The following is a 22,571-nucleotide window of genomic DNA, read 5'->3' as shown; positions in this document are numbered from 1 at the left end:
CCTCTGGCTTGGCTGCCGCAATCCGGCATTCAGGCTCTGCAGAAAATGCATGCGCGGGACCCGGATATCACTGGGCCCGCGGTAGTAAAAAACCAAAAGCCTGGCTAAAAGCTCAGGTATAACAAGGCCTTAGTCCGATATTTCGGAGGATTCCCCATGAAGTTCCGCACCACTTTGAAGCTTCTCGCTGCAAGCATCGCCGCCGCCGGCATGACGGCCGCCGTGCAGGCCGCCGACGTCAAGTTCGGCTTCGCAGCCCCGCTGACCGGTCCGCAATCGCACTACGGCGAGGACATGCAGAATGGCCTGAACCTGGCCCTCGAAGAAGCGAACAAGAAGGGCATCAAGATCGACGGCGAGACGGCCAAGTTCGTGCTGGTTTCGCGCGACGACCAGGCTGATCCGCGCGTGGGCGTGCAGGTCGCCCAGCAACTCGTCGACCAGGACGTTGTGGGCATCCTGGGTCACTTCAACTCGGGCACCACGATTCCCGCGTCGCGCGTCTACCACGAAGCCGGCCTGCCGCAGATCGCCATGGCGACCTCGCCCGAATACACCAAGCAGGGCTACGAAACCACGTTCCGCATGATGACCAGCGACACCCAGCAGGGCGCCGCGGTCGGCAAGTTCATCGTGCAGAACCTGAAGGCCAAGAAGGTCGCGATCATCGACGATCGCACCGCCTACGGCCAGGGTCTGGCGGACGAAGTCGAGAAGGCCGTCAAGGCCGCCGGCGGCCAGGTCGTGCGCCGCGAATACACCACCGACAAGGCCAACGACTTCACGGCCATCCTGACCAACATCAAGGGTTCCGCGCCCGACGCCATCTTCTACGGCGGCCTGGACGCCCAGTCCGGCCCGATGAAGCGCCAGCTCGCCACGCTGGGCCTGGAGGCCCCGCTGGTGTCCGGCGAAATGACGCGTAGCGACACCTTCATCAAGCTGGCCGGCGATGCCGCCGACGGCACCTATGCCTCGCTGGCCGGCGTGCCGCTGGACAAGATGGCCGCGGGCAAGGACTTCGATCAGAAATACCAGGCCCGCTTCAAGAAGGCGCCCGGCGTGTACGCGCCGTACGCCTACGACGGCGCCTGGAACATGATCACGGCCATCGAAGAGGCCGGTTCCGCCGACCCCGAAAAGTACCTGCCCAAGCTGGCCAAGCTGAACCGCAAGGGCGCGACGAGCGAGCACATTTCCTACGACGACAAGGGCGATCTGAAGGAAATCTCGGTCACCATCTACGAAGTCAAGAACGGCAAGTGGGAGATGGTTGAAACGATGGTCAGCCAGGCTAACTAAGCCGGCTTGAAACCAGGGCGGAGCTAGCCGCGCGCCGCTAGCCGCGCGCCACGTTCCGCCCCCTCTTTTCCGCACGCGCCGTCCGGCGCAGCGGCGCGCGACGCGCGGCCAGGCCTTTGCGCCCTGGCCGCCCCGCGCGATTCTTCCAGGCTTATTCAGCGGCCCCTATGGATATCTTCATTCAACAACTGATTAACGGCGTCACGCTCGGCAGCGTGTACGCCCTGGTCGCCCTTGGCTACACCATGGTGTACGGCATCATCGGGCTGATCAACTTCGCGCATGGCGACGTCGTCATGATTGGCGCAATGGCTGCCACCACGGTCGCCATCACGCTGGTGGGCGGCGATCCCGGCGCCTCGGCCTTCGTGGTGCTGGGCGTCGGCCTGCTGGTCTCCGTCCCGCTGTGCATGGCGGTGGGCTGGACGGCCGAACGCGTGGCCTACCGGCCGCTGCGCCGCGCGCCGCGTCTGGCAGCGCTGATCACCGCGATCGGCGTGTCCATCATCCTGCAGAACGTCGCCATGATGGCCTGGGGCCGCAACTACCTGAACTTCCCGCAGGTGCTGTCGCCGCAAGTGTTCGAGTTTGGCGGCGCGCGCATGAGTTCGCTGCAGATCGCCATCGTGGTGATTGCGGCGCTGATCATGGGCGGACTGCTGGCGGTCGTGCACAAGACCCGCCTCGGCACCGCGATGCGCGCCACCGCGCAGAACCGCGAGGTTGCGGGTCTGATGGGCGTGAACATCAATACTGTGATCTCGGCCGCCTTCCTGATCGGCTCGGCGCTCGCCGCCGTGGCCGGCATGATGGTCGCCACGTATTACGGCGTGTCGCAATACACGATGGGCTTCATGCTGGGCCTGAAGGCCTTCACCGCCGCGGTGCTGGGCGGCATCGGCAATCTGGTGGGCGCGATGGCCGGCGGTCTGCTGCTGGGCATCATCGAGTCGCTGGGCGCGGGCTACATCGGCGACCTGACGGGCGGCTTCCTGGGCAGCCATTACCAGGACGTGTTCGCGTTCTTCGTGCTGGTGCTGGTCCTGATCTTCCGTCCCTCGGGTCTGCTGGGTGAACGGGTGGGGGATCGCGCATGAGCACGCATCTGAAGAAAAGCGGGTTTTCCACCCGCACGCTGATCGGCATCGCGCTGATCGGCGTCGTGCTGGCGGTGCTGCCGTTCGTGATCGGCATGGCCGGGCAAAGCTGGGTTCGCATCCTGAACTTTGCGCTGCTGTACGTGATGCTGGCGTTGGGCCTGAACATCGTGGTCGGCTTTGCGGGTCTGCTGGACCTGGGCTACATCGCGTTTTACGCGGTTGGCGCCTACACCTGGGCATTGCTTGCGTCGCCGCATTTCGGGCTGCACCTGCCGTTCTGGGCAATCCTGCCGATCGCGCTGGCGGTGGCATGCCTGTTCGGCGTGCTGTTGGGGGCGCCGACATTGAAGTTGCGAGGCGACTACCTGGCCATCGTCACGCTGGGGTTCGGCGAGATCATCCGCATCTTCCTGAACAACCTGAACGCGCCCATCAACATCACCAACGGGCCACAGGGCATCAACCGCATCGACACGTTCAAGGTTGGCGAGTTTGCGTTCGGGCGTACCCAGAACCTGCTGGGCATCCGCTTCACCGGGCCGGAAAAGTACTACTACCTGCTGCTCGCGCTGACGCTCATCATCATCGTGGTCTGCGTGCGCCTGCAGAATTCCCGCATCGGCCGTGCGTGGGAAGCCATTCGCGAAGATGAAATCGCCGCCAAGGCGATGGGCATCAACACCCGCAACATCAAGCTGCTGGCCTTCGCGATGGGCGCGTCGTTCGGTGGCGTGGCCGGCGCGCTGTTCGCGTCGATGCAGGGCTTCGTCAGCCCCGAGAGCTTCTCGCTGATGGAGTCCATTTCGATCCTGTGCATGGTGGTGCTGGGCGGCATGGGCCACATTCCGGGCGTCATCCTGGGCGCGCTGATCCTGGCTGCGTTGCCGGAGTTCCTGCGCGCCGTCGTGGAGCCCGTGCAGCACATGCTGTTCGGCGCCGTGGTGCTGGATCCGGAAGGCATCCGCATGCTTCTGTTCGGCCTGGCCATGGTGTGCGTGATGCTGTTCCGTCCGGCGGGCCTGTGGCCGTCAGCGGTACGCAAGCGCGAACTGGCGACCAAGACGCAAGGAGGCGCGGCATGAGCAAACTGCTGCAAGCCCAGGGACTGGGCAAGCGCTTCGGCGGCCTGCAGGCCTTGTCGGGCGTCAGTTTCGATATCGAACAGGGCGAGATCTACGGCCTGATCGGCCCGAACGGCGCGGGCAAGACCACGCTGTTCAACGTGCTGACCGGCCTCTACATCCCCGAGGAAGGCACCTGCACGTTCAACGGCGAATCCATGTCGGGCAAGAAGCCGCACGAGGTCGCCTACGCGGGCCTGGCGCGCACCTTCCAGAACATCCGCCTGTTCGCCAACCTGAGCGCGATCGAGAACGTGATGATCGGCCGCCACATGCGCACCCGCGCCGGCGTGCTGGGCGCGGTGCTGCGCACGCGAGCAACGCGTGCCGAAGAGGCCGCCATCGAGGCGCGCGCTCAGGAACTGCTGGACTACGTCGGCATCGGCCATCGCGCCAACGACGTCGCGCGGTCGCTGCCGTATGGCGACCAGCGGCGCCTGGAGATCGCGCGTGCGCTGGCGACGGATCCCAAGTTGCTGGCGCTGGACGAACCGGCCGCGGGCATGAATGCCTCGGAAACGGTAGTGCTGCGCAAGCTGGTCGAAAAGATCCGCGCGGACGGTGTCACCGTGCTGCTGATCGAACACGACATGAAGCTCGTCATGGGCCTGTGCGATCGCGTGCTGGTGCTGGAGTACGGGAAAGTGCTGGCGATGGGCAAACCCGCCCAGGTGCAGCGCGATCCCAAGGTCATTGAAGCGTATCTGGGCGCGGGCGCCGCGCAGGATCCGCTCATTCACAACGAGGGCCAGGCAACATGACGGCATCCCAACCCCTGCTCGAGTTGCGGGGCCTGCAAGTGTCCTACGGCGGCATCCGTGCAGTGCGCGGCATCGACCTGCGCGTGGACGAAGGTGAACTGGTCTGCCTGATTGGCGCCAACGGCGCGGCCAAGAGCACGACGCTGCGCGCCGTCTGCGGACTGGTGCCACTTGCCGGCGGCGAAGTCGTCTACGGCGGACAATCCATCGGCGGCCAGAAGTCGCATGAACTGGTCCGCAAGGGCCTCGTCATGGTGCCCGAAGGCCGCGGCATCTTCGGGCAACTGACCATCGAAGAAAACCTGGCGATGGGCGGCTACATCCGCCGCGACGCGGCCCAGATCCGCCAGGACACGGATCGCGTCTTCACCTTGTTCCCCCGCCTGGCCGAACGCCGCAAGCAGGCCGCCGGCACGTTGTCTGGCGGCGAACAGCAGATGGTGGCGATGGGCCGCGCGATGATCGCGCGTCCCAAGCTGCTGCTGCTGGACGAGCCGTCGATGGGCTTGGCGCCCTTGATGGTGGAAAAGGTGTTCGAAGTGGTTCGCACCATCGCCAGCGAAGGCGTCACCATTCTGCTCATCGAGCAGAACGCGCGCCTGGCCCTGGAAAACAGCCATCGCGGCTACGTGATGGAGTCGGGCGAGATCACCTTGTCCGGTCCCGCGCGCGACATGCTGCACGATCCCAAGGTGCGCGCGGCGTATCTGGGCGAAGTGGAGTAATCGGGCGGACGCAAGGCGGTCTTGCCGCCTTGCGTTCTTGCTGCTTCAGGCCTGCACCGGCTCGCGGTCCACGGCCGCAACCACCCCGGCGCCGATCAGCGCGTCGATCTCTTCCTTGCCGTACCCGAATTCCCCCAGGATCGCGATGGAGTCCTCGCCCAGCCGCGGCGCGGCGCGATGGTAGCGGGCGGGCGTGGCCGACAGTTTCACGGGCATGCCGACGGTGCGTACCTTGCCGGCCACCGGATGATCCTGTTCCACCACCATTTCACGCGCCAGCGTCTGCGGGTGCGATAACGCCTGCGCGATCGAGTGCACGGGGCCCGCCGGAACACCCGCGTCGTCGAAGATGTTCAGCCATTCCTGCGCATCACGGGTCTTCAGGATGACGGAGATTTCCTCCACCAATTCATCGCGGTTCTGCATGCGGTCGCGGTTGCGGGCAAAGCGCGGATCTTCCGCCCACTCGGGCCGCCCCAGCGCCTGCGCGATGCGCTGCCAGTTCTTTTCGTTGGCGCCGCCGATGATGATCCAGTCCGTACGCGTGGGAAACGCCTGGTACGGCGCGCTCAGCACATGCGCTGATCCCGTGGGACCGGGCGAGACGCCGCTGCCGAAATAGATGGCGGCGTGCCAGTAGAGCTGCTGCAGGCTGGCTTCCAGCAGCGAAGTTTCCACGATTTGGCCTTCGCCGGTGCGTTGCTTGTGCTGGTACGCGGCCAGCACGCCGAAGGCCGCCAGCAGGCCGGCGTTGATGTCGGCCACCGAATTGCCGGTGCGCAGCGGCGGGCCGCCAGGCTCACCGGTGATGGCCATCAGGCCTGAGAACCCTTGCGCCACGAGATCGAAGCCGCCTTTATCCGCAAAGGGGCCGGTTGTGCCGTAGCCGGACACGGCGCAATAGATCAGGCCCGGGTTCTCCTTGCGCAGGGTCTCGTAGCCCAGGCCCAGCTTCTCCATCGTGCCCTTGCGGAAGTTCTCGGTCACCACGTCGGCGTCGCGGATCATGCGCAACAGGACCTTCTTGCCTTCCAGATGTTTGAGGTCCAGCGCGATGGCGCGCTTGTTGCGGTTGAGCATCAGGTAGGGCGCCGAGATGCCGTTGATCTGCGGGTCGCGGTACTGGCGCGAATCGTCGCCGCCGTCGATCTTTTCGACCTTGATGACGTCGGCCCCCAAGTCGGCCAGCATCATGCCGCAGGTGGGCCCAGCCATGATCTGGGACAGCTCGATGACGCGCATGCCGGCCAGCGCGCCGGCGGGGGCATCAGAACCAGGGAAGGGCGGGCGGCCGGAGCCGCGGGTGTCGTTGTGCATGCGTATTCCTCGATCTCTCGTTCAGCGGCCGGTAAATTGCGGCTTGGCCTTGGCCAGGAAGGCGCGATAGCCCGCGCGGAAGTCTTCGGTGTCGAAGCAGTCGAAAGCCTCGTCGCGGTCGGCGTCCGTCAGCGTCTTGCCCTGCACCAGATTGCGCACGAACTTCTTGTGCCAGCGGGCCACCAGCGGCGCGCCATCGGCGATCCGGCGTGCGGCCGCCTGCGCCTCGTCGGCCACCTTGTCGTCCGCGACCACGCGCGAGACGACGCCCAGGCGCAAGGCTTCGGCGGCGTCGAAGATGTTGCCTTCCAGCAAGACCTGCAGCGCGACGGTCGGACCGACCAGCCGAACCAGCGGGGCCAGCTCCGAGTACGACATCACGAGACCCAGATTCTTGATGGGCACGCCGAACCGCGAGCTTTCGCCGCAGATGCGCAGGTCGGCCAGGCTGGCGATCTCCAGCCCGCCGCCCACGCAGATGCCGTGGATCTGCGCGACCACGGGGTGACGGCAGCCGCCGATCGCCTCGATCGTGCGGCGCATGACGGCGCCGTATTCCACCGCCTGGCGCTTGTTGCTGCGCGCGGTCTCGAATTCGCCGATGTCGTTGCCGGGCGAAAACGCCTTCTCGCCCGCGCCGCGCAGCAGCACGCAGCGCACGCCGTCGTCGCGGTCCAGTTCGAGAAACGTGTCGCCCAGCAGCCGCCAACTGTCGATCGTGAAGGCGTTGAGCTTTTCGGGCCGGTTCAGCACCACGGTCGCGATATCGCCGTTGCGCTCGAGCAGGATGGGGGTAGCGGTAGCAGTCATGAGGTTCCTTTTGCTTGCGCGGGGCGGTCCCCGCCGGATGGGTCGGGTTCAGCGTCGAGGCTTATTGCTTCTTCAGGCCCAGGCTCGCGGTGAGCTTGCCGTACTTGCTCCATTCATCCCGCACGTAGGACGCGAAGGCCGCGGGGGTTTGCGGGCCGCCGCCCAGGTCCATGCCCTGGTCGGCCAACTTGGCGGCGATCTCGGGGTCCGCGAGCGTCTGGGCGAGTGCCCGATCCAGCTTGTCCATGATCGGACGGGGCAGTTGGGCAGGCGCGAGGACGGCGTACCACTGCACGACGTCCAGACCCTTGATGCCGGATTCGGCCAGCGTCGGCACGTCGGGCAGCCGCTTGCTGCGTTCGGGGCTGGTCACGGCCAGCGGACGCAGCTTGCCCGCCTGGATCTGGTTGATTGCGCCGGGCAGCGTGTCGAAGTTCAGGTCGACGTTGCCGCCGAGCAGGTCGGTCATGGCCTGACCGCTGCCTTTGTAGGGCACGTGCTCCATGGACACGCCGGCAATCTGCGAAAACCGCGCGGCGCTCAGATGCTGCGGACTTCCCATGCCGGATGAGGCGTACAGCAGTTGCTTGGGCTTGGCCCGGGCGTCGTCCACCAGATTCTGCACGGTGGTGTAGGCATGCTTGGTGGGGTTTACGACCAGCACGTTGGGCACGGATCCGATGTACCGCACCGCTGTGAAATCCTTGTTGGGGTCGATGTTGGACTGCACGACATACGGGGCGGCGACGGTGGATTGCATGTTGGCCAGGAGCAGCGTGTAGCCGTCCGGGTCGGCCTTGACCACGTAATCGGCCGCGATCAGGCCGGAGGCGCCCGGCTTGTTCTCGACCACGACCTGCTGGCCAAGCAGGGAGGAGAGCCGTGCCGACAGAATCCGGGCCGACACGTCGGTGCCGCCGCCCGGAACGAAACCGACGACCAGGCGAATGGGACGTTCCGGCCATTTCGAGTAGTCCTGCGCCAGGGCGGGGGCGGCGGCCGACAGTCCGGCGGACAGCGTCAATACGCCGATCCAGGCGCGAGCATGCTTTTTCATAGGGTCTCCTTTGGTGGATGAATCCTGCCCAGGGGCTGCTTGCTCTATGATTTGGGTCAGGTTGGTATGCCGTTGGTGTTTGGTATACCAGATACAAAAATAGTCGAAGTCGCGAGCATGAACAACCCATGGCTAACCCTGAACCCCTGATTGCTGACGTGTCCGTCCCCGATTTGGCCATCCACCATCCCACCTTGCCGGCGGTCGTGGCCGAACGGCTACGCCAATTGATCATCGATGGCACCCTGAAGCCGGGCACCTGGCTGAACGAACGGGATCTGTGCGATCAACTCAAGATTTCCCGCACGCCGCTGCGCGAGGCGTACCGGATGCTGGCCTCAGATGGCCTCGTGACCCTGCAGCCCAAGCGCGGGGCGATGGTGATCGAGCTGTCAGCCGAAGACATCGAAAACATCTTCGACGTGTTGTCGGTGCTGGAGGGGCTGGCAGTGCGCAGCGCCGCCGAGCGCGCGTCCGAGGCGGAGCTTGCCCAGATCGCGCGTCTGCATGCGCAGATGCTTGAAAACTATGAGAAACGCGATATCCGCGCGTACTTCGCGGCCAGCATGGGCACGCACATCGCAATCAACCGCGCCGCGCACAATCCGGCGTTGTCGCATTCCTACGACCGGTTGAACCTGCAGGTGCAGGCGCTGCGCTACAAGTCCAATTTCGACCTGGATGAATGGACGACGGCGGTGGCCGACCACGAGGCCTTCGTGCAGGCGCTGTTGGCGCGTGATGGCGAACGCGCTGAAGCGCTGATTCGCAAGCACGTCGGCGGCAAGAAAGCCTACAACCTGCGCGGCCGGTCCGGGAACGGCGTGGTCTGACGGCATGGCGGCCTGCGCCGCCATGCGGTTGGGAATCAGGCGGGCTGCACGACCACGCGCTTTCGGCCGATCATCAAGGCAAGCACGGCGGCGATGATGCCCGTCGCGCCTGACACCACGAAAGCCATCAGGTAGTTGCCCTGTGCCTCGCGCAGCGCGCCCGCCATCCAGGCGGCGCTGGCCGCGCCCATCTGGTGACCCGCCACGATCCACCCGAAGACGATCGACGCGTCGCGTTCGCCGAACGCTTCCGTCGTCAGGCGCAGCGTCGGCGGCACCGTGGCGATCCAGTCAAGGCCGAAGAAGATCGCGAAGATCGACAGGCTGTAGAACGAGAAATCGGAGTAGGGCAGGTACATCAGCGACAGGCCGCGCAAGGCGTAGTAGACGAAGAGCAGCTTGCGCGGGTCGTAGCGGTCGGTCAGCCACCCGGATGCCGTGGTGCCGAGCAGGTCAAAGATGCCCATCATGGCCAGCAGTCCGGCCGCCTGCACCTCGGGCATGCCGTGGTCGCCGCAAAGCGCGATCAGGTGCGTGCCGACCAAGCCGTTCGTCGTGAAGCCGCACACGAAAAACGTGGCGAACAGATACCAGAACGTGCGGGTCTTGGCCGCCCGCGCCAGCGTGCCGAACGTGGCGGCCACCATGCCCGTGCGCGGCGCGGCGGGCGCGGGCGGTGCGTGCGGATCGCTGCCGAACGGCACGAGGCCCACGCTGGAAGGACGGTCGGGCACCAGCCACCAGGCCAATGGCACCAGCGCGGCTGCGGCGCCCGCCACCGTCCAGACCACGCGCGTCCAATCGCCGGACGAAGCCAGCGCGGCCAGGACCGGCAGAAATACGAGCGTGCCGGTGGCGGCGCTGGCGGTCAGCAGGCCCATCATCAGCCCGCGGTGCTTGACGAACCAGCGGTTGACCACGGTGGCGCCCATGACGATCGCCACGGCGCCCGAACTCAGGCCCGAGAACACGCCCCAGGTCATGATCAGATGCCAGGGCTCGGTCATATAGGCACTGACTGCGCTGGACGCCGACATCAGGATCAGCGCGGTGATCAGCACGCGCCGCAGCCCAAAGCGTTCCATCGCGGCGGCCGCGAACGGGCCCACCAATCCGTACAGAAAAATGCCCAGCGCCGCGGCAAACGAAATGGAGCTTCGGCTCCATCCGAACGTCTCCTCCAGCGGCACCAGCAGCACACTGGGCGAAGACCGCAGGCCCGCCGCGACCAGCAGTGACAGAAAGATCACGCCGACGACGACGAACGCATACTTTTGGCCGGCGCGGCGGAAGGGAAAGGGAGGCTGGGCTATACTCATGTTACTGACCGGTACGTATTAGGGTTCGCGCATAGTACGTACCGGTCAGTAACATCGTCAAGCGTTTTTTGGCGACCCTGTTTCCGGAGCGGCCGTGCGTGCCGTTCCGCAAAAAAGGAGCCCCGTATGGCCAGCAAGACCCCTTCCGCCGCCGCCACCGGCAAGGCCGGCAAATCCGCGTCCAAGCCGCTTCTGGCGGCCGACCGCATCCGCAAGACCGCTCGCGAGATGTTCTACCGCGACGGCATCCGCGCGGTGGGTGTGGACGCCATCGTCACGCAGGCGGGCGTGACCAAGCCCAGTCTGTACCGCAGCTTTTCCTCGAAGGACGAACTGGCCGCTGCGTACCTGCGCGACTACGACGCCGAATTCTGGGCACGCTTTGACGCCGCCTGCGCTGCGCATCCGGGCGACCCGCGCGCCCAGTTGCTCGACTATCTGACCGGCATGGCCGGCCGCGCGGTGCAGAACGGCTATCGGGGTTGCGGACTGACGAACGCGGCCGTCGAGTACCCGGAATCGGAGCATCCCGCCCGCGCCGTCGCCGTGGAACACAAGCGCGAACTGCGCCGCCGGCTGAACGCCATGGCTGCCGGGATGGGGGCGGAGGACCCGGAAGCTTTGGCAGACGGATTGCTGCTGCTGATCGAGGGCGCGTTCGTCTCAAGCCAGCTTTTTGGTGAAGGCGGACCGGCGGGCAGGGTGGCGGCGATGGCCGACAAGCTGATCCAGGCGCATCTGCCCCGCCGGACGGTCTAGGACACCGCACAAAAGCGGTGCGTAACCCTGTGCGGCGCGCACCGTTTTGGTGGTGTTTGTCCCCATTGCGCAACGCCGAAAAAAATGTTTGTGATTTTTATTGCAACGCAGCATACGTGGATCTAAGATGGCTTCACGTTGTTCCACATCGCTTTTCTCAAGGAGAGAATCATGAGCGATACCGCGTTGAAAAATGCCCGTATGTCGGATGCGCTGGAGCGGTCCCTGATCCGCGAGGCCATCAAGGCGGAAACCCTGTCCGGTCCCCACGCAGGCTCGCGCTGGTTGCGCCTGAAGCTGCGCATGGCCGCACTGGGCGGTGCCGTCGGCGAGGTCCTGCACAATATGGACGCCGGCCGTCGTCAGCACCCGGTAGTCTCCGCCTACCACTGAAGTACCCCGCCAGAAAAAACGCCAGCTTTGATCGCTGGCGTTTTTTTTGTGTCCGCCGCAGAGGGCGGTGTGGCCCTTTCAGGCGACGAGATCAAGCAGCAGGTAGCCGTCCAGCACGATGATGCCGACGGTTGCCCCGATCGCGGCCCAGGCCCAGGCGCCCCGCAGCACATAGGCGCCCATCAGGCGTTTGCGGCATGCCAGCACCACCAGCGGTCCCAGGGCGAAGGGCAACGCCAGGCTCAGGATGACCTGGCTGAGCACCAGCAATCCGTCCGGATCCTTGCCACCCGTGAACGCCAGCAGGCCCACGGCGGCGGCGCCTGCCACCACGCGCGTCATCAACGCACGGCGGCGGTCCGACCAGTTGCTGCCCACCTGGAATCCCTTCGACAGGATGCGGCCTGCCAGCACGCCTGTGATGGTGGAGCTTTGTCCGGCGGCATACAAGGCCACGGCGAACACCACCGCTGCGCCGATCCCTAACGTGTGGCCGATCACCGCGTGGGCGTCGTCCAGGCTGGACACCACCATCCCGGAACCGGACAGCGACGCCGCGGCCACGATCATGATGGCCGCGTTGATCAGCATCGCCACGCCCAAGGACACGATGGTGTCGTTGCGCGCCACGCGCATCGCCATGCCGCGCGCCTGCTGGGGCAAGCCTTGCGCCCGTTGCGCCAGCGTGCCGGAATGCAGGTAAAGGTTGTGGGGCATGAGGGTCGCGCCCAGAATCCCCAGCGCAATCAGGAAACCTTGCGGATCGCGCAGTGCCTTGCCGGTCTCGGTCACGCCATGCGCCACTTCTGTCCAGGCCGGATTGGCCTTGAACAGCAAAAATATGAACGACAGCGCCACCACGGACAAGAGCAGGGCGATCACGCGTTCGTGCCGATCGGCATTGCCACGCGTCATGGCCAGCACGGCGAAGGTGCCGATGCCCGTGACGGCAACCCCTGCAATGAGCGGCAGATTGAACAGCAGCCGCAGTGCAATCGCGCCGCCAATCAGTTCGGCCAGCGCGGTGGCCAGGATGGCGGCCTCGCCGGCCAGCCAGGCGGCTTTGGCCAGACGGGGCGACAGATGGCGGGCGGTGAGGGTGGCCAGATCCTGGCCGGTTGCCAGCGCCAGACGCGACACCAGCACTTGAAAGCCCAGGGCCAGAAAGGCCGATGTGATGACGACCATCAGCAGCCCGTAGCCGAAGCCGCTGCCGCCAGCGATGTCGGTGGCCCAGTTGCCCGGGTCGATGTAGCCGACGGCCACGAGGATGCCGGACCCGACCATGCGGCGCAGGTTGGCGGAAGTCCGCGCGTCCTGCGCCAGGGCGGCATTGCCGCCTGAAATCGCGTAGATGAATCCGGTCATGCGTCGCTCCTGAGAATGGTTCTCATTGTCCGGAAGCGACTTTGCATCGTCCAATTGATTTTGGCCACGCCCGGAATAGGGCGCGCCAATGATCCGGCCCCGGTTCAGAGGCCGGATCGCCCGCGTTGATCAGGACTTGAGCTTGGCGTCCATCGAGATCTTGGCGTTCAACACCTTGGAAACCGGGCAGCCCTTTTCGGCCTTGCGCGCGGCGTCCTCGAAGGCCTCGGCGGAGGCGCCCGGAATGACCGCCTCGACGGTCAGATGGACGGCGGTGATGGCAAACCCATCGTCGAGCTTGTCCAGCGTGACTTCGGCCTTGGTGTCCAGGCTGTCCGCGACCAGGCCGGCTTCGGAAAGAATGTTGGACAGCGCCATGGTGAAGCAGCCGGCGTGCGCCGCGCCCAGCAGTTCTTCGGGGTTGGTGCCCGGCGTGTCGCCGAAGCGGGTATTGAAACCGTAGGGTTGGCTCTTGAGCGCGCCGCTCTGCGTGGAAATCGTGCCTTTGCCAGTCTTCAGATCGCCCGACCAGGCGGCGGATGCGGTTTTCTTCATACAGGACTCCTGTGTGGGAACGCGGCCGTGCGCGGCGCGTCCGGGGTGGGTGAGAGGCGCCGTCTCGCGAACGGCGCGCCTTGCCTCAGGCGGCACCGTCGATGATACGGCCCGTCACCCCGCCCGTCGCGGAAAACGCCGGTACGCAACGGCAAGCCGATGTAACGGCAGGTCGGCCACGCGTGCCTGTCGCGCGCCCGGCCGATTGAGATGGGCCGGCTACATCAAAAGGCCGCGTGAGCGCATCAGGCAAAATAGCGGCATCTCCTTCACTCCTACCCAAGAGCCGTAGTCATGCCTCGCATCCTTGCCCGCTACGCCTGCGCTGTCGCGCTGGCTGTTCCTGTCCTGTCCGCTCAAGCCGAAATCGTGATCGGCGTGGACGTGTCCACCACGGGCCCCGCCGCCGCCATCGGCATCCAGACCAACAACGCGATCCGGCTGTGGCCCAACACGCTGGGCGGCGAGCCTGCTCGTTACGTGGTGCTGGACGACGGCACTGACGTGAGCCGCGCGGTCAAGAACATGCGCAAGCTGACGTCCGAAGACAAGGTAGACGCCATCGTCGGCCCCAACATTACGGCGTCTGCATTGGCCGGACTGGACGTGCTGGCCGAGACCAAGACGCCGATGATCGCGCTGGCGGCGTCCAGCGTCATCGTCGAGCCGCAGTCGGATCCCAAGCGCACCTGGGCCTTCAAGATGCCGCAGAACGACTCGCTCATGGCGACCGTGCTGGTCGAGGACATGAAGAAAAAGGGCCTGAAGAACGTGGCCTTCATCGGCTTTGCGGATTCCTACGGCGATAGCTGGTGGAAAGAGTTTTCGGCCGCCGCCGGCTCGGACCTGAAGATCGTGGCGCAGGAACGTTTCCAGCGCACCGACGCCTCGGTCGTCGGGCAGGTGCTCAAGGTCATTGCCGCCAAGCCCGACGCGGTGCTGATTGCCGGCTCCGGAACGCCGGCGGCGCTGCCGCAAAAGACGCTGCTGGAGCGCGGTTTCACCGGCGCTGTCTACCAGACGCACGGCATCGGCACGCTCGAGTTCCTGCAAGTGGGAGGCAAGGACGTGGAAGGGACGTTGTTCCCCACGGGCCCGGGCGTCGTGGCGCGCGAGCTGCCCGATTCCAATCCGGTCAAGAAGGTGGCCGTGGAATTTGCCGACAAGTATGAACAGCAATACGGCCCGAACACGCTGACGCAGTTCGCCGGTGATGCCTACGGCGCCTGGATGCTGCTGGACTCGGCCGTGTCGCGCGCCTTGAAAACCGGCGCCAAGCCCGGCACGCCGGAATTCCGCCTGGCGCTGCGTGACGCGCTGGAAAATACCCGCGATCTGGTCGTGCCCAATGGCGTCCTGAACATCACCAAGGACAATCACCAGGGCTTCGACGAGCGCGCCCGCGTGATGGGCACGGTCAAAAACGGGCGTTTTTCGTACGCAGAATAATTGGTGCCATATCTCTGTACCGTTCGTAACGTGTTCTAACGCTCCATAGGGCAACGGACGACAAAAGCAGGCTTAGGCCTGCTTTTTCATGCCTATATCATTCGTGTCCGAATCATTTCTTAGCGTATTATTTTTAGTGAAGCCATGCACCTAGAAATAAATTCGGGAGAAATAATTCATGACCCTCATCCAATCCAGACGACTGTTGCTGGCCCTGAGCCTGGGCGTGCTTGCCGCATGTTCGGACTCGGGTGGCGACAAGTCCGCGGCCGGCGGCGGCGAGACCGCCAGTAACGCCAGCACCCTGGAAGCGGCCAAGGCGGCGGGCAAGATCCGTATCGGTTATGCCAATGAGGCGCCGTTCGCGTACATGGATAGCAAGGAGGCCAAGGTCACCGGGGAATCCGTGGAGATTGCCCGCGTGGTGCTCAAGCGCATGGGCATCAACGAAGTCGAAGGCGTCCTGACCGAGTTCGGATCGCTGATCCCCGGCCTGGCCGCCAAGCGCTTCGACATCATCGCGGCCGGCATGTACGTCACCCCCAGCCGCTGCCAGCAGGTTGCATTTTCCAACCCGACGTATGGCGTTGGCGAAGCGTTCCTGGTCAAGCAGGGCAATCCCAAGAACCTCCACAGCTACGAAGACGTGCTCAAGAATCCGGACGCCAAGCTGGGCGTCGTGGTTGGCGCGATCGAGGGCGAGTACGCCGAAAAGGTCAAGATTCCGGCCGGCCAGGTGGTCGTGTTCCCGGATGCCGTCAGCGCGTTGTCCGGCGTGCAGGCGGGCCGCGCCGATGCCTATGCCGCCACCGCGCTCACCGTCAACGACCTGATGGGCAAGACGCAGGAGGGCAGCGGGCTGGAGAAGGCCGATCCGTTCACCGATCCGGTCATTGACGGCAAGGGCGTTCGCGGCTACGGCGCTTATGCCTTCCGCACGGACGACAAGGCCTTCGCGGATGCCTTCAACGCCGAACTGGCCAAGTTCATCGGCACCGACGAGCACAAGCAGCTTGTGGCGCCTTTCGGCTTTACCGCTGACGAACTGCCCCAAGGGGTGACCGCGGACAAGCTCTGCAGCGGACAGTAAGGGGCGCCGATGCAGCTGATGTCTGAACATATCGCGGAGCTGGTGCCGCCCCTGCTCGAGGGGTTGGTCGTCACGCTCCAGATCATGGCGGGCGCGGTGGTCCTGGCGGTGCCGCTTGCGCTGCTGTCCGGGATCGGGCGGCTGTCTTCCCTGCGGCCGGTGCGGTGGACGGCGTCGGTGTACGTCGAGGTCTTTCGCGGCACGTCCGCCCTGGTGCAGCTCTTCTGGTTCTACTTCGTGCTGCCGCTGTTTGGCGTGCAGTTGCCGGCCATGCTGGTCGGCATCGTGGTGCTGGCGCTGAACGCGGGCGCGTATGGCGCGGAAGTGGTGCGCGGCGCCATCCGGGCCGTTCCGCCCGGGCAGCGTGAAGCGGGCGTGGCGCTTAACCTGACGCGCCGCCAGATCATGCAGCGCATCGTGCTGCCGCAAGCGGTGCCCGCCATGTTGCCGCCGGCGGGCAACCTGCTCATCGAGCTGTTGAAGAACACCGCGCTGGTGTCGCTGATCACCATCACCGACCTGACCTTCCGCGGGCAGTTGCTGCGCAGCGAAACCCTGCGCACGACCGAGATCTTCACGCTGATGCTGCTGATGTACTTCGGCGTGGCGCTGCTGATCACCGCGGGCGTGCGCCTGCTTGAGCGGAGGGTCCGAGTCCGATGACACCGATATTCGACTGGTCTTTCGCACTGGAAATCCTGCCCACGCTGGGCTCGGCGCTCGTCATCACCATCCAGGCCACCGTGCTCGGCATGCTGGTGGCGGTCACGTTGGGCCTGGTGCTTGCGATGCTTCGCCGTTCAAAGCTGCGCATCGTGTCGCTGCCCACGGCGTTCTTCATCGAGTTCGTGCGCAGCACGCCGCTGCTGGTGCAGATGTATTTCCTGTTCTATGTCCTGCCGCTGACGGGGGCGCAGATGTCTCCGCTGATGACGGGGATCGTGGCGCTGGGGTTGCACTATGCCACCTATTGCGCCGAGGTCTACCGCGCCGGCATCGAGGCCGTGCCGCGCGGCCAATGGGAAGCCGCCACGGCATTGAACATGTCGCGCTGGCGCACGACGGTGGGCGTGGTGCTGCCGCAGGCGATTCCGCCCGTGGTGCCCGCGCTGGGCAACTACCTGGTGGCCATGTTCAAGGACACCCCGTTGCTGTCGGCCATCACGGTGGTCGAACTGCTGCAGCAAAGCAAGATGATCGGATCGGCGACGTTCCGGTACACCGAACCCCTGACCCTGGTGGGCCTGCTGTTCCTGGCGCTGAGCCTGGTCGCGGCCTGGGGCGTGCGCGGCCTGGAGGCCCGCCTGCAACGATTTGGAGGAAAGCGATGAGCGCCAGCGTAAGCATCAAGAATCTGCACAAGCGTTTTGGAGACGTGGAAGTCCTGCGCGGCATTAACCTCGAGATTCCGGCGGGACAGACGGTGGCCGTCATCGGGCCGTCGGGCTCGGGCAAATCCACGTTGCTGCGCGTGCTGATGACGCTGGACCCGCCCACCAGCGGCGAGATCGAGATCGACGGTGAACCCATGTGGACCGACGCGCAGGGCCGCCCCGCCGGCGTCAACTCCGAACACCTGCGCAACGTGCGCGGCAAGATCGGCATGGTGTTCCAGCACTTCAACCTGTTCCCGCACATGACGGCGCTGGGCAACGCCATGGAGGCGCCGCTGCACGTGCTGGGCATGCCGCGCGACCAGGCGCGCGATCGCGCCGTCGAGTATCTGGAGATGGTGGGACTGGGCGACAAGCTGGACGTCTATCCGGCGCAACTGTCGGGCGGGCAGAAGCAGCGCGTCGGCATCGCGCGCGCGCTGGCGATGTGTCCGCAGGTCATGCTCTTCGATGAGGTCACATCCGCGCTGGATCCGGAGCTGGTCGGCGGCATCCTGCAGATCCTGCGCGACCTGTCCGCCCGCCGCAGCATGACGATGATCATCGTCACGCACCAGATGAAGTTCGCCGAACGCAGCTCGGACCGCACGCTGTTCTTTGACCAGGGCAACATCGTCGAAGACGCCGAATCGTCGGTGCTGTTCAGCCAACCCAAGGAGGCGCGCACGCGCCAGTTCCTCGATTCGGTGATCGAAGGACAGTAGGCGCGCGCTTAAACCCTGCCGGGTGCGTTGGGATTTGGGGGCGTTTGCGTGTCCGGGCGCTATGCTGTGTCGTCCAACGCTCCCGGAGCCCCCTAGCATGAGCCATCTGTTCAGCCCCACGTCAATTGGCAACGTCGAACTGCCCAACCGCATCGTCATCGCACCCATGTGCGAATACTCGGCGGAAGAGGGCCGTGCCACCGACTGGCACATGATTCACCTGGGACATCTGGCGCTATCGGGCGCGGCGCTCCTGTTTACCGAAGCCACCGCGGTCGAGGCCGATGGCCGCATCTCGCCGGGAGACCTGGGCCTGTGGTCCGACGAGACCGAAGCCGCACTGGGCAAGGTGGTCGCCGCCGTGCGCCGCTACTCGCCGATCAAACTGGGCATCCAATTGGGACACGCCGGCCGCAAGGCATCCAGCGATGCGCCCTGGAACGGCGGCCAGCTCGTGCCCGAAAGCGACGGCGGCTGGCTGGGCTGGGCGCCGTCGGCTGTACCGCACAACGCGCACGAGCCCGCGCCGCATGCGCTGGACGATGCGGGCCTTGAACGCATCCGCAATGCATTTGTGGACAGCGGCCGCCGCGCGCTGCGCCTGGGCTTTGATGCGATCGAGGTGCATGCCGCACACGGTTATCTGCTGCATCAGTTCCTGTCGCCCCTGTCGAATCGGCGCGACGACGCGTACGGGGGATCGCTGGAAAACCGCATGCGCTTTCCGCTGGAAATCTTCCAGGCCCTGCGCGACATCACGCCGCCTTCCGTGGCGCTGGGCGTGCGCGTATCGGCGACGGACTGGGTGGAGGGCGGCTGGGACCTTGAGCAGACCCTGGTGTTCGCCGAGGCGCTGAAGGCGCGCGGCTGTGAATTCATCGACGTGTCCAGCGGCGGCGTGTCGCCGCAGCAGAAGATTCCGGTGGGGCCGAATTACCAGGTCCCGTTCGCCGAAGAGATCAAGCGCCGGATCGGCATGCCGACCATCACGGTGGGATTGATCACCGAGGCGCAGCAGGCCGAGGACATCCTGGCGCAGGGCAAGGCAGACATGGTCGCCCTGGCGCGCGGCATGCTGTACGACCCGCGCTGGCCGTGGCATGCGGCGGCCGAACTGGACGGCCAGGTCAGCGCGCCGAAGCAATACTGGCGGTCGCAGCCGCGTGAGCTGAAGGCGTTGTTTGGCGAGACGCGCTTCGGACAGCGATAGGCTGTCAGGCAAGGTCAATGAAGAAACGCCGCGATTGCGGCGTTTTTTTCGTCAGAATTCTGCGGGCCTCTTTTCGCGTCGACGGTTTGCGAGCAGCGCCGGCCGTTTTCGGCCACGCCGTCTACAGCTTGGCGTATGCGGCTTCCAGCTCGCGATGCAACACGTCGGCAAAGTCCGCGCTGGCGGGATCCTGCTGCGACAGCAGGCGCGCCAGCACGACGTTGTCTTCCTCGCCGTGCCAGATCTTGATGTAGGTGCCTTCCTTGTAGCCGTGCTGCTGGCGGAAGATGTTCAACACGTTCTTGGACACGTATTGCGTGTAGGCGTCGTTCCAGGTCATCTCGCAGGCGGTCATTGTCTGCTCCAGGACCTTGAAGCTGGCGCGTCCGCACACGGCCAGTCCGCCGATCAGCTCAAGCAGTTCCGGCACGTTCAGCGCGTCCAGGGCGTAAGCCTTGCCGTCCAGCTCGACGCGGGCGGGTGAGGCCAGGTCGGCGACCAGCGCGCGTGCGGCGGCTTCGACGTCGCCAGCCGACTGGACAATGGTGTGCGACAGATAGAAATGCAGGATGTCGACCAGTTCCATCTGGACCTGCGGCAGGTCGATGGTCTGCTTCTTCCACCACTTCCAGCCGTAGTGCTCCAGGGCTTCGGCCGATTCGACGAACGCGGCGCGCAGGAAGCGGGCGCCGCCGTTGACCCAGTCCGGATTGATCATGCTGTTCAGATGGCCTTGCAGCTTCAGCATCGTGGCCGCCTGGGCCTGGTTCAATCCGACTACGTTGTTCACTTTCACTCCGGGAGGGGCTGGTTCAATGGCCGGAAATGTTAGCACCAACGCCAACCAGCCAAGCCGCGGCGTGTCAGGCGCCGTCCTTGCGGTATGACGACGGCGTCAGGGGCGGCAGCTTGTTCAGCGCCGACTTGCGCGGGTTGCGCGCGCTGCTGGCCGCCTTGAACAGCATGAAGGCAAAGAAGGCCAGGAACACGGCGGGCATCAGTTCGTCCAGTTCGAACCGAGGGCTGTGAAACGCGCGGAAAGCGATGTTGGCCGCGGCCCAGCCTGCCATGATGCCGGCCACCGTGAGCACGGCGCCGATCTTGCGTGACCGCGCCTGCCGGGCGAGCGTGATGTTGGCCTCGTCGGGCTGGCCCGGGAACGTCGCCAGGGGCGCTTCGGATGCCGAACGCGCACGCGGGGTGGGCGACGCGGTATTGCCCCAGGGCGCGTCGGACAGCGAACCGGGCGTCGGGGAGGGCGGGACGGCCACGGGCATCGGCACGGCAACCGGCGCCGTCTGCCTGCGCGTTTCGCGCCGGCTGGCGATGCGGCCCGGCGAGGCGCCCTTCGCGTTGGTCAACTCTTCGATATAGCGCGCGAAATCGCCGTTCTTGGGCTCGGCATCGATGGCCATGACGCTCTCCGGATCAATTGCCCCGCCGCGCGCGCACCGGTTGGCGGCGCTTGCGCACCATGGCGAGGAGAAGCCCGCATCCTAGCAAAACCGAGAGCCCCGCGCCGATCATCATGGCGATCTGCTGCGCGTTCTGCGCCGTGCCCAGGCTGCGCGCGGTGATGTAGCCGGGCGCCAGCATCAGCGGCATCCACAGCACTGCCGACAGCACGTTGGCCAGCTGGAAGCGGCCATGCGCCATGCCCATCACGCCCGCCACCGTGGGAATGGTGGAGCGGATGGGGCCCAGAAAGCGGCCGATCAGCACCGACGCAAAGCCGTAGCGGTAGAAGAACAGCCGAGCCCGTGCCACGCCGGTGCGCTGCTGCTTGAGCGGCCAGCGCCGCAGCACGCTGGGTCCCGCCCAGCGGCCCAGATAGTACGAGAGCGCGTCGCCCACGATCGCGCCTGCGATGCCCCAGGCGATCACGCCCCAGGGCGCCAGCGTGCCGGCGCCGATCAGGCCGCCCGTCAGCAGCATCAGGGCGGTCGCGGGAATGAAAAGTCCCAGGAGTACCATGGACTCGCCCAGCGTGAGCAGGAAGGTGATCGGTCCGGCCCAAGCCTGGTTGGCTTCGATGAACTGGCCGATCTGGGTGATGTATTCATCCATGATGCAAAGTTGAAAATTAGCTGAACGCAATCGGGTATGTTAACGCCTGCGCGGCTGGCCGTGAGGCGGCTAGGCCATTTGGCGGAACGCTCGACGTTGGAGAAACATGGATTCAGTTACACAAGCGGTGCTGGGCGCCAGCATTCAAGGCGCCATGCTGGGGCGCGTGCAGGGCAGACGCGCCCTCATCTATGGCGCGGCGCTGGCCACCTTGCCGGATCTGGATGTCCTGATGAGCTACCCGGACCCGGTGTCGCTCATGACCTATCACCGCGGCTTCTCGCATTCCGTTTTCGTGCTGACCGGTCTGGCGATGCTGCTGGCCTGGCTGATACGCAAGTATTGGCCCAATGCGGCCTACGGCGGGCGAAGGCTGTTCCTGACGATATGGCTGGTGCTGGTGACGCATCCCATCCTGGATGCGTTCACCGTCTACGGCACCCAGTTGTTCTGGCCGCTGACCCTCACGCCGGAAAGCTGGTCGACCGTGTTCATCATCGATCCGGTGTACACCGTGCCGCTGCTGTTGGGTGTCCTGTTTGCCATCGCGGTCGGAATGACCCGCAACGCGCGCCGCTTTATGGTGGGGGCGCTGGTCTTCAGCACGCTGTACCTTGGTTTCGGGCTGGCTGGCCGCATGGCGGCCGAGCATCGCGTGCGGGACGCCATGCAGGAACAAGGCGTTACGGTGACGCAATTGCGCGCGGTCCCCATGCCGTTCAACACCTTGGTGTGGCGGGTGTTTGCCAAGACCGGTGATGGCGACTATTACGAATCGGTCAGCAGCCTGTTCGACCGCGATTCGCCGGAATGGGTGCATTTGCCGCTCAATCTGGAGGCCGGACGCGTGCTGGCGGGCGAGCCGCTGCACGAACGGCTGCGTTGGTTCACGGATGACTGGCTGCGGTATGACGTGATCGGCGATGCGCTGGTCGTGTCGGACCTGCGCATGGGCATGGCGGGTCACTACACCTTTCGGTTCAAGATGGCGGAGCGTGCGACGGATGGCACGTGGCGCGCGGTTACGCCGTCCGTTTGGCCGACCAGCCGCGGCGGTTGGAATGAGATGAAGCTGGTGCTCGGCCGCATCCTGCATGCGCAACCGCCGCTGCCGCTGGCCGAGTGGTCCGAGCTGACGAAGCAGTAGGCTGAAGTCGGGCTGACGGCTCGCACGAAAAAGGCTCCCGCGACCCGGGAGCCTTTTTCTTGCGCGGCCGTATTGACCTGTTTCCGCTGC

At 65.4% G+C, this 22,571-nt stretch carries 24 protein-coding genes; 15 read left to right on the top strand and 9 right to left on the bottom strand.

Annotated elements, in window-relative coordinates:
• Window positions 1-156 precede the first annotated feature (156 nt).
• From B2W22_RS08970 to B2W22_RS08950, 5 genes are all read left to right on the top strand, one after another.
• Window positions 157-1,302: a branched-chain amino acid ABC transporter substrate-binding protein gene (locus tag B2W22_RS08970; protein ID WP_175123465.1), complete on the top strand. Its 1,146-nt coding sequence runs from the start codon at window positions 157-159 to the stop codon at window positions 1,300-1,302.
• A 167-nt stretch (window positions 1,303-1,469) separates the two neighbouring features.
• Window positions 1,470-2,399, top strand: coding sequence for a branched-chain amino acid ABC transporter permease (locus tag B2W22_RS08965; RefSeq protein WP_175138385.1), 930 nt, complete (start codon window positions 1,470-1,472; stop codon window positions 2,397-2,399).
• Window positions 2,396-3,484: an ABC transporter permease subunit gene (locus B2W22_RS08960; protein WP_175123463.1), complete on the top strand. Its 1,089-nt coding sequence runs from the start codon at window positions 2,396-2,398 to the stop codon at window positions 3,482-3,484. Before B2W22_RS08965 ends, B2W22_RS08960 begins: the two co-directional genes overlap by 4 nt.
• A complete protein-coding gene (locus tag B2W22_RS08955; RefSeq protein ID WP_056324304.1) occupies window positions 3,481-4,284 on the top strand; it encodes an ABC transporter ATP-binding protein in 804 nt (267 codons plus the stop codon). Before B2W22_RS08960 ends, B2W22_RS08955 begins: the two co-directional genes overlap by 4 nt.
• Window positions 4,281-5,009, top strand: coding sequence for an ABC transporter ATP-binding protein (locus B2W22_RS08950; RefSeq protein ID WP_286937259.1), 729 nt, complete (start codon window positions 4,281-4,283; stop codon window positions 5,007-5,009). The genes B2W22_RS08955 and B2W22_RS08950 overlap by 4 nt, the downstream gene beginning before the upstream one ends.
• Window positions 5,010-5,054: 45 nt before the next feature.
• Here B2W22_RS08950 and B2W22_RS08945 read toward each other — a convergent pair whose 3' ends face one another.
• The 3 genes from B2W22_RS08945 to B2W22_RS08935 all read right to left on the bottom strand — a co-directional run bounded on the left by B2W22_RS08945 (window position 5,055) and on the right by B2W22_RS08935 (window position 8,193).
• Entirely contained in the window at window positions 5,055-6,326 is a 1,272-nt protein-coding gene (locus B2W22_RS08945; RefSeq protein WP_175123461.1) for a CaiB/BaiF CoA transferase family protein, read from the bottom strand.
• A 21-nt stretch (window positions 6,327-6,347) separates the two neighbouring features.
• Window positions 6,348-7,136 carry an enoyl-CoA hydratase/isomerase family protein gene (locus B2W22_RS08940; protein ID WP_218344735.1) on the bottom strand — a complete coding sequence of 263 codons (789 nt, stop codon included), beginning with the start codon at window positions 7,134-7,136 and terminating at the stop codon, window positions 6,348-6,350.
• Window positions 7,137-7,197: 61 nt separating this feature from the next.
• Window positions 7,198-8,193: a Bug family tripartite tricarboxylate transporter substrate binding protein gene (locus tag B2W22_RS08935; RefSeq protein ID WP_175123459.1), complete on the bottom strand. Its 996-nt coding sequence runs from the start codon at window positions 8,191-8,193 to the stop codon at window positions 7,198-7,200.
• A gap of 128 nt (window positions 8,194-8,321) precedes the next feature.
• Between B2W22_RS08935 and B2W22_RS08930 the strand changes: the two genes are divergently transcribed.
• Window positions 8,322-9,026 (top strand): GntR family transcriptional regulator, encoded by a 705-nt coding sequence (locus tag B2W22_RS08930; protein ID WP_175123458.1) that lies wholly within the window; start codon window positions 8,322-8,324, stop codon window positions 9,024-9,026.
• A gap of 35 nt (window positions 9,027-9,061) precedes the next feature.
• Here the strand turns inward: B2W22_RS08930 and B2W22_RS08925 are convergent, their stop codons facing one another.
• Window positions 9,062-10,345: an MFS transporter gene (locus B2W22_RS08925; protein WP_175123457.1), complete on the bottom strand. Its 1,284-nt coding sequence runs from the start codon at window positions 10,343-10,345 to the stop codon at window positions 9,062-9,064.
• 126 nt (window positions 10,346-10,471) lie between these two features.
• Between B2W22_RS08925 and B2W22_RS08920 the strand changes: the two genes are divergently transcribed.
• Together B2W22_RS08920 and B2W22_RS08915 are read left to right on the top strand one after the other, a co-directional pair.
• Window positions 10,472-11,104 (top strand): TetR/AcrR family transcriptional regulator, encoded by a 633-nt coding sequence (locus B2W22_RS08920; RefSeq protein WP_286937256.1) that lies wholly within the window; start codon window positions 10,472-10,474, stop codon window positions 11,102-11,104.
• 171 nt (window positions 11,105-11,275) lie between these two features.
• A complete protein-coding gene (locus B2W22_RS08915) occupies window positions 11,276-11,497 on the top strand; it encodes an XRE family transcriptional regulator (protein ID WP_105239468.1) in 222 nt (73 codons plus the stop codon).
• A 78-nt stretch (window positions 11,498-11,575) separates the two neighbouring features.
• Here B2W22_RS08915 and B2W22_RS08910 read toward each other — a convergent pair whose 3' ends face one another.
• Window positions 11,576-12,865, bottom strand: coding sequence for an Nramp family divalent metal transporter (locus B2W22_RS08910; protein ID WP_286937253.1), 1,290 nt, complete (start codon window positions 12,863-12,865; stop codon window positions 11,576-11,578).
• Window positions 12,866-12,994: 129 nt separating this feature from the next.
• Window positions 12,995-13,420 carry an OsmC family protein gene (locus tag B2W22_RS08905; RefSeq protein WP_056562575.1) on the bottom strand — a complete coding sequence of 142 codons (426 nt, stop codon included), beginning with the start codon at window positions 13,418-13,420 and terminating at the stop codon, window positions 12,995-12,997.
• 294 nt (window positions 13,421-13,714) lie between these two features.
• Here B2W22_RS08905 and B2W22_RS08900 point away from each other — a divergent pair, with 294 nt between their 5' ends.
• The 6 genes from B2W22_RS08900 (at window position 13,715) to B2W22_RS08875 (ending at window position 19,267) form a co-directional block, all read left to right on the top strand.
• A complete protein-coding gene (locus B2W22_RS08900) occupies window positions 13,715-14,869 on the top strand; it encodes an ABC transporter substrate-binding protein (RefSeq protein ID WP_175123455.1) in 1,155 nt (384 codons plus the stop codon).
• Window positions 14,870-15,047: 178 nt separating this feature from the next.
• Window positions 15,048-15,959 carry an ectoine/hydroxyectoine ABC transporter substrate-binding protein EhuB gene (gene ehuB, locus B2W22_RS08895; RefSeq protein WP_175123454.1) on the top strand — a complete coding sequence of 304 codons (912 nt, stop codon included), beginning with the start codon at window positions 15,048-15,050 and terminating at the stop codon, window positions 15,957-15,959.
• A 9-nt stretch (window positions 15,960-15,968) separates the two neighbouring features.
• Window positions 15,969-16,622 carry an ectoine/hydroxyectoine ABC transporter permease subunit EhuC gene (gene ehuC / locus B2W22_RS08890; RefSeq protein WP_175123453.1) on the top strand — a complete coding sequence of 218 codons (654 nt, stop codon included), beginning with the start codon at window positions 15,969-15,971 and terminating at the stop codon, window positions 16,620-16,622.
• Entirely contained in the window at window positions 16,619-17,290 is a 672-nt protein-coding gene (gene ehuD / locus B2W22_RS08885; RefSeq protein ID WP_175123452.1) for an ectoine/hydroxyectoine ABC transporter permease subunit EhuD, read from the top strand. Before ehuC ends, ehuD begins: the two co-directional genes overlap by 4 nt.
• Window positions 17,287-18,057: an ectoine/hydroxyectoine ABC transporter ATP-binding protein EhuA gene (gene ehuA, locus B2W22_RS08880; RefSeq protein ID WP_105239461.1), complete on the top strand. Its 771-nt coding sequence runs from the start codon at window positions 17,287-17,289 to the stop codon at window positions 18,055-18,057. The genes ehuD and ehuA overlap by 4 nt, the downstream gene beginning before the upstream one ends.
• A gap of 97 nt (window positions 18,058-18,154) precedes the next feature.
• On the top strand, window positions 18,155-19,267 hold the full coding sequence (locus B2W22_RS08875; protein ID WP_175123451.1) for an NADH:flavin oxidoreductase/NADH oxidase: 1,113 nt from the start codon (window positions 18,155-18,157) through the stop codon (window positions 19,265-19,267).
• Between the two features lie 121 nt (window positions 19,268-19,388).
• Here B2W22_RS08875 and B2W22_RS08870 read toward each other — a convergent pair whose 3' ends face one another.
• The 3 genes from B2W22_RS08870 to B2W22_RS08860 all read right to left on the bottom strand — a co-directional run bounded on the left by B2W22_RS08870 (window position 19,389) and on the right by B2W22_RS08860 (window position 21,334).
• Window positions 19,389-20,039 (bottom strand): dUTPase, encoded by a 651-nt coding sequence (locus B2W22_RS08870; protein WP_175138436.1) that lies wholly within the window; start codon window positions 20,037-20,039, stop codon window positions 19,389-19,391.
• Window positions 20,040-20,130: 91 nt separating this feature from the next.
• Window positions 20,131-20,682, bottom strand: coding sequence for a hypothetical protein (locus B2W22_RS08865; RefSeq protein WP_175138373.1), 552 nt, complete (start codon window positions 20,680-20,682; stop codon window positions 20,131-20,133).
• Window positions 20,683-20,695: 13 nt separating this feature from the next.
• Window positions 20,696-21,334 carry a DedA family protein gene (locus B2W22_RS08860; RefSeq protein WP_175123449.1) on the bottom strand — a complete coding sequence of 213 codons (639 nt, stop codon included), beginning with the start codon at window positions 21,332-21,334 and terminating at the stop codon, window positions 20,696-20,698.
• 106 nt (window positions 21,335-21,440) lie between these two features.
• On the opposite strand from B2W22_RS08860, the gene B2W22_RS08855 reads away from it, so the two are divergent.
• A complete protein-coding gene (locus B2W22_RS08855) occupies window positions 21,441-22,481 on the top strand; it encodes a metal-dependent hydrolase (RefSeq protein ID WP_286937249.1) in 1,041 nt (346 codons plus the stop codon).
• Window positions 22,482-22,571 lie beyond the last annotated feature (90 nt).

Source organism: Achromobacter sp. UBA4530 (genome assembly GCF_002388205.1).
In the GTDB taxonomy this organism is placed as follows: domain Bacteria; phylum Pseudomonadota; class Gammaproteobacteria; order Burkholderiales; family Burkholderiaceae_B; genus Achromobacter; species Achromobacter animicus.
Note: the sequence above shows the minus strand (reverse complement) of the source record. Positions and strands in the feature narration are given on the sequence as shown.

What these genes read in the sequence shown, in the direction of transcription:
- B2W22_RS08970 (WP_175123465.1), top strand. Translation starts at nt 157, where the DNA reads ATGAAGTTCCGCACCACTTTGAAGCTTCTCGCTGCAAGCATCGCCGCC.
- B2W22_RS08965 (WP_175138385.1), top strand. Translation starts at nt 1,470, where the DNA reads ATGGATATCTTCATTCAACAACTGATTAACGGCGTCACGCTCGGCAGC.
- B2W22_RS08960 (WP_175123463.1), top strand. Translation starts at nt 2,396, where the DNA reads ATGAGCACGCATCTGAAGAAAAGCGGGTTTTCCACCCGCACGCTGATC.
- B2W22_RS08955 (WP_056324304.1), top strand. Translation starts at nt 3,481, where the DNA reads ATGAGCAAACTGCTGCAAGCCCAGGGACTGGGCAAGCGCTTCGGCGGC.
- B2W22_RS08950 (WP_286937259.1), top strand. Translation starts at nt 4,281, where the DNA reads ATGACGGCATCCCAACCCCTGCTCGAGTTGCGGGGCCTGCAAGTGTCC.
- B2W22_RS08945 (WP_175123461.1), bottom strand. Translation starts at nt 6,326, where the DNA reads ATGCACAACGACACCCGCGGCTCCGGCCGCCCGCCCTTCCCTGGTTCT.
- B2W22_RS08940 (WP_218344735.1), bottom strand. Translation starts at nt 7,136, where the DNA reads ATGACTGCTACCGCTACCCCCATCCTGCTCGAGCGCAACGGCGATATC.
- B2W22_RS08935 (WP_175123459.1), bottom strand. Translation starts at nt 8,193, where the DNA reads ATGAAAAAGCATGCTCGCGCCTGGATCGGCGTATTGACGCTGTCCGCC.
- B2W22_RS08930 (WP_175123458.1), top strand. Translation starts at nt 8,322, where the DNA reads ATGGCTAACCCTGAACCCCTGATTGCTGACGTGTCCGTCCCCGATTTG.
- B2W22_RS08925 (WP_175123457.1), bottom strand. Translation starts at nt 10,345, where the DNA reads ATGAGTATAGCCCAGCCTCCCTTTCCCTTCCGCCGCGCCGGCCAAAAG.
- B2W22_RS08920 (WP_286937256.1), top strand. Translation starts at nt 10,472, where the DNA reads ATGGCCAGCAAGACCCCTTCCGCCGCCGCCACCGGCAAGGCCGGCAAA.
- B2W22_RS08915 (WP_105239468.1), top strand. Translation starts at nt 11,276, where the DNA reads ATGAGCGATACCGCGTTGAAAAATGCCCGTATGTCGGATGCGCTGGAG.
- B2W22_RS08910 (WP_286937253.1), bottom strand. Translation starts at nt 12,865, where the DNA reads ATGACCGGATTCATCTACGCGATTTCAGGCGGCAATGCCGCCCTGGCG.
- B2W22_RS08905 (WP_056562575.1), bottom strand. Translation starts at nt 13,420, where the DNA reads ATGAAGAAAACCGCATCCGCCGCCTGGTCGGGCGATCTGAAGACTGGC.
- B2W22_RS08900 (WP_175123455.1), top strand. Translation starts at nt 13,715, where the DNA reads ATGCCTCGCATCCTTGCCCGCTACGCCTGCGCTGTCGCGCTGGCTGTT.
- ehuB (WP_175123454.1), top strand. Translation starts at nt 15,048, where the DNA reads ATGACCCTCATCCAATCCAGACGACTGTTGCTGGCCCTGAGCCTGGGC.
- ehuC (WP_175123453.1), top strand. Translation starts at nt 15,969, where the DNA reads ATGCAGCTGATGTCTGAACATATCGCGGAGCTGGTGCCGCCCCTGCTC.
- ehuD (WP_175123452.1), top strand. Translation starts at nt 16,619, where the DNA reads ATGACACCGATATTCGACTGGTCTTTCGCACTGGAAATCCTGCCCACG.
- ehuA (WP_105239461.1), top strand. Translation starts at nt 17,287, where the DNA reads ATGAGCGCCAGCGTAAGCATCAAGAATCTGCACAAGCGTTTTGGAGAC.
- B2W22_RS08875 (WP_175123451.1), top strand. Translation starts at nt 18,155, where the DNA reads ATGAGCCATCTGTTCAGCCCCACGTCAATTGGCAACGTCGAACTGCCC.
- B2W22_RS08865 (WP_175138373.1), bottom strand. Translation starts at nt 20,682, where the DNA reads ATGGCCATCGATGCCGAGCCCAAGAACGGCGATTTCGCGCGCTATATC.
- B2W22_RS08860 (WP_175123449.1), bottom strand. Translation starts at nt 21,334, where the DNA reads ATGGATGAATACATCACCCAGATCGGCCAGTTCATCGAAGCCAACCAG.
- B2W22_RS08855 (WP_286937249.1), top strand. Translation starts at nt 21,441, where the DNA reads ATGGATTCAGTTACACAAGCGGTGCTGGGCGCCAGCATTCAAGGCGCC.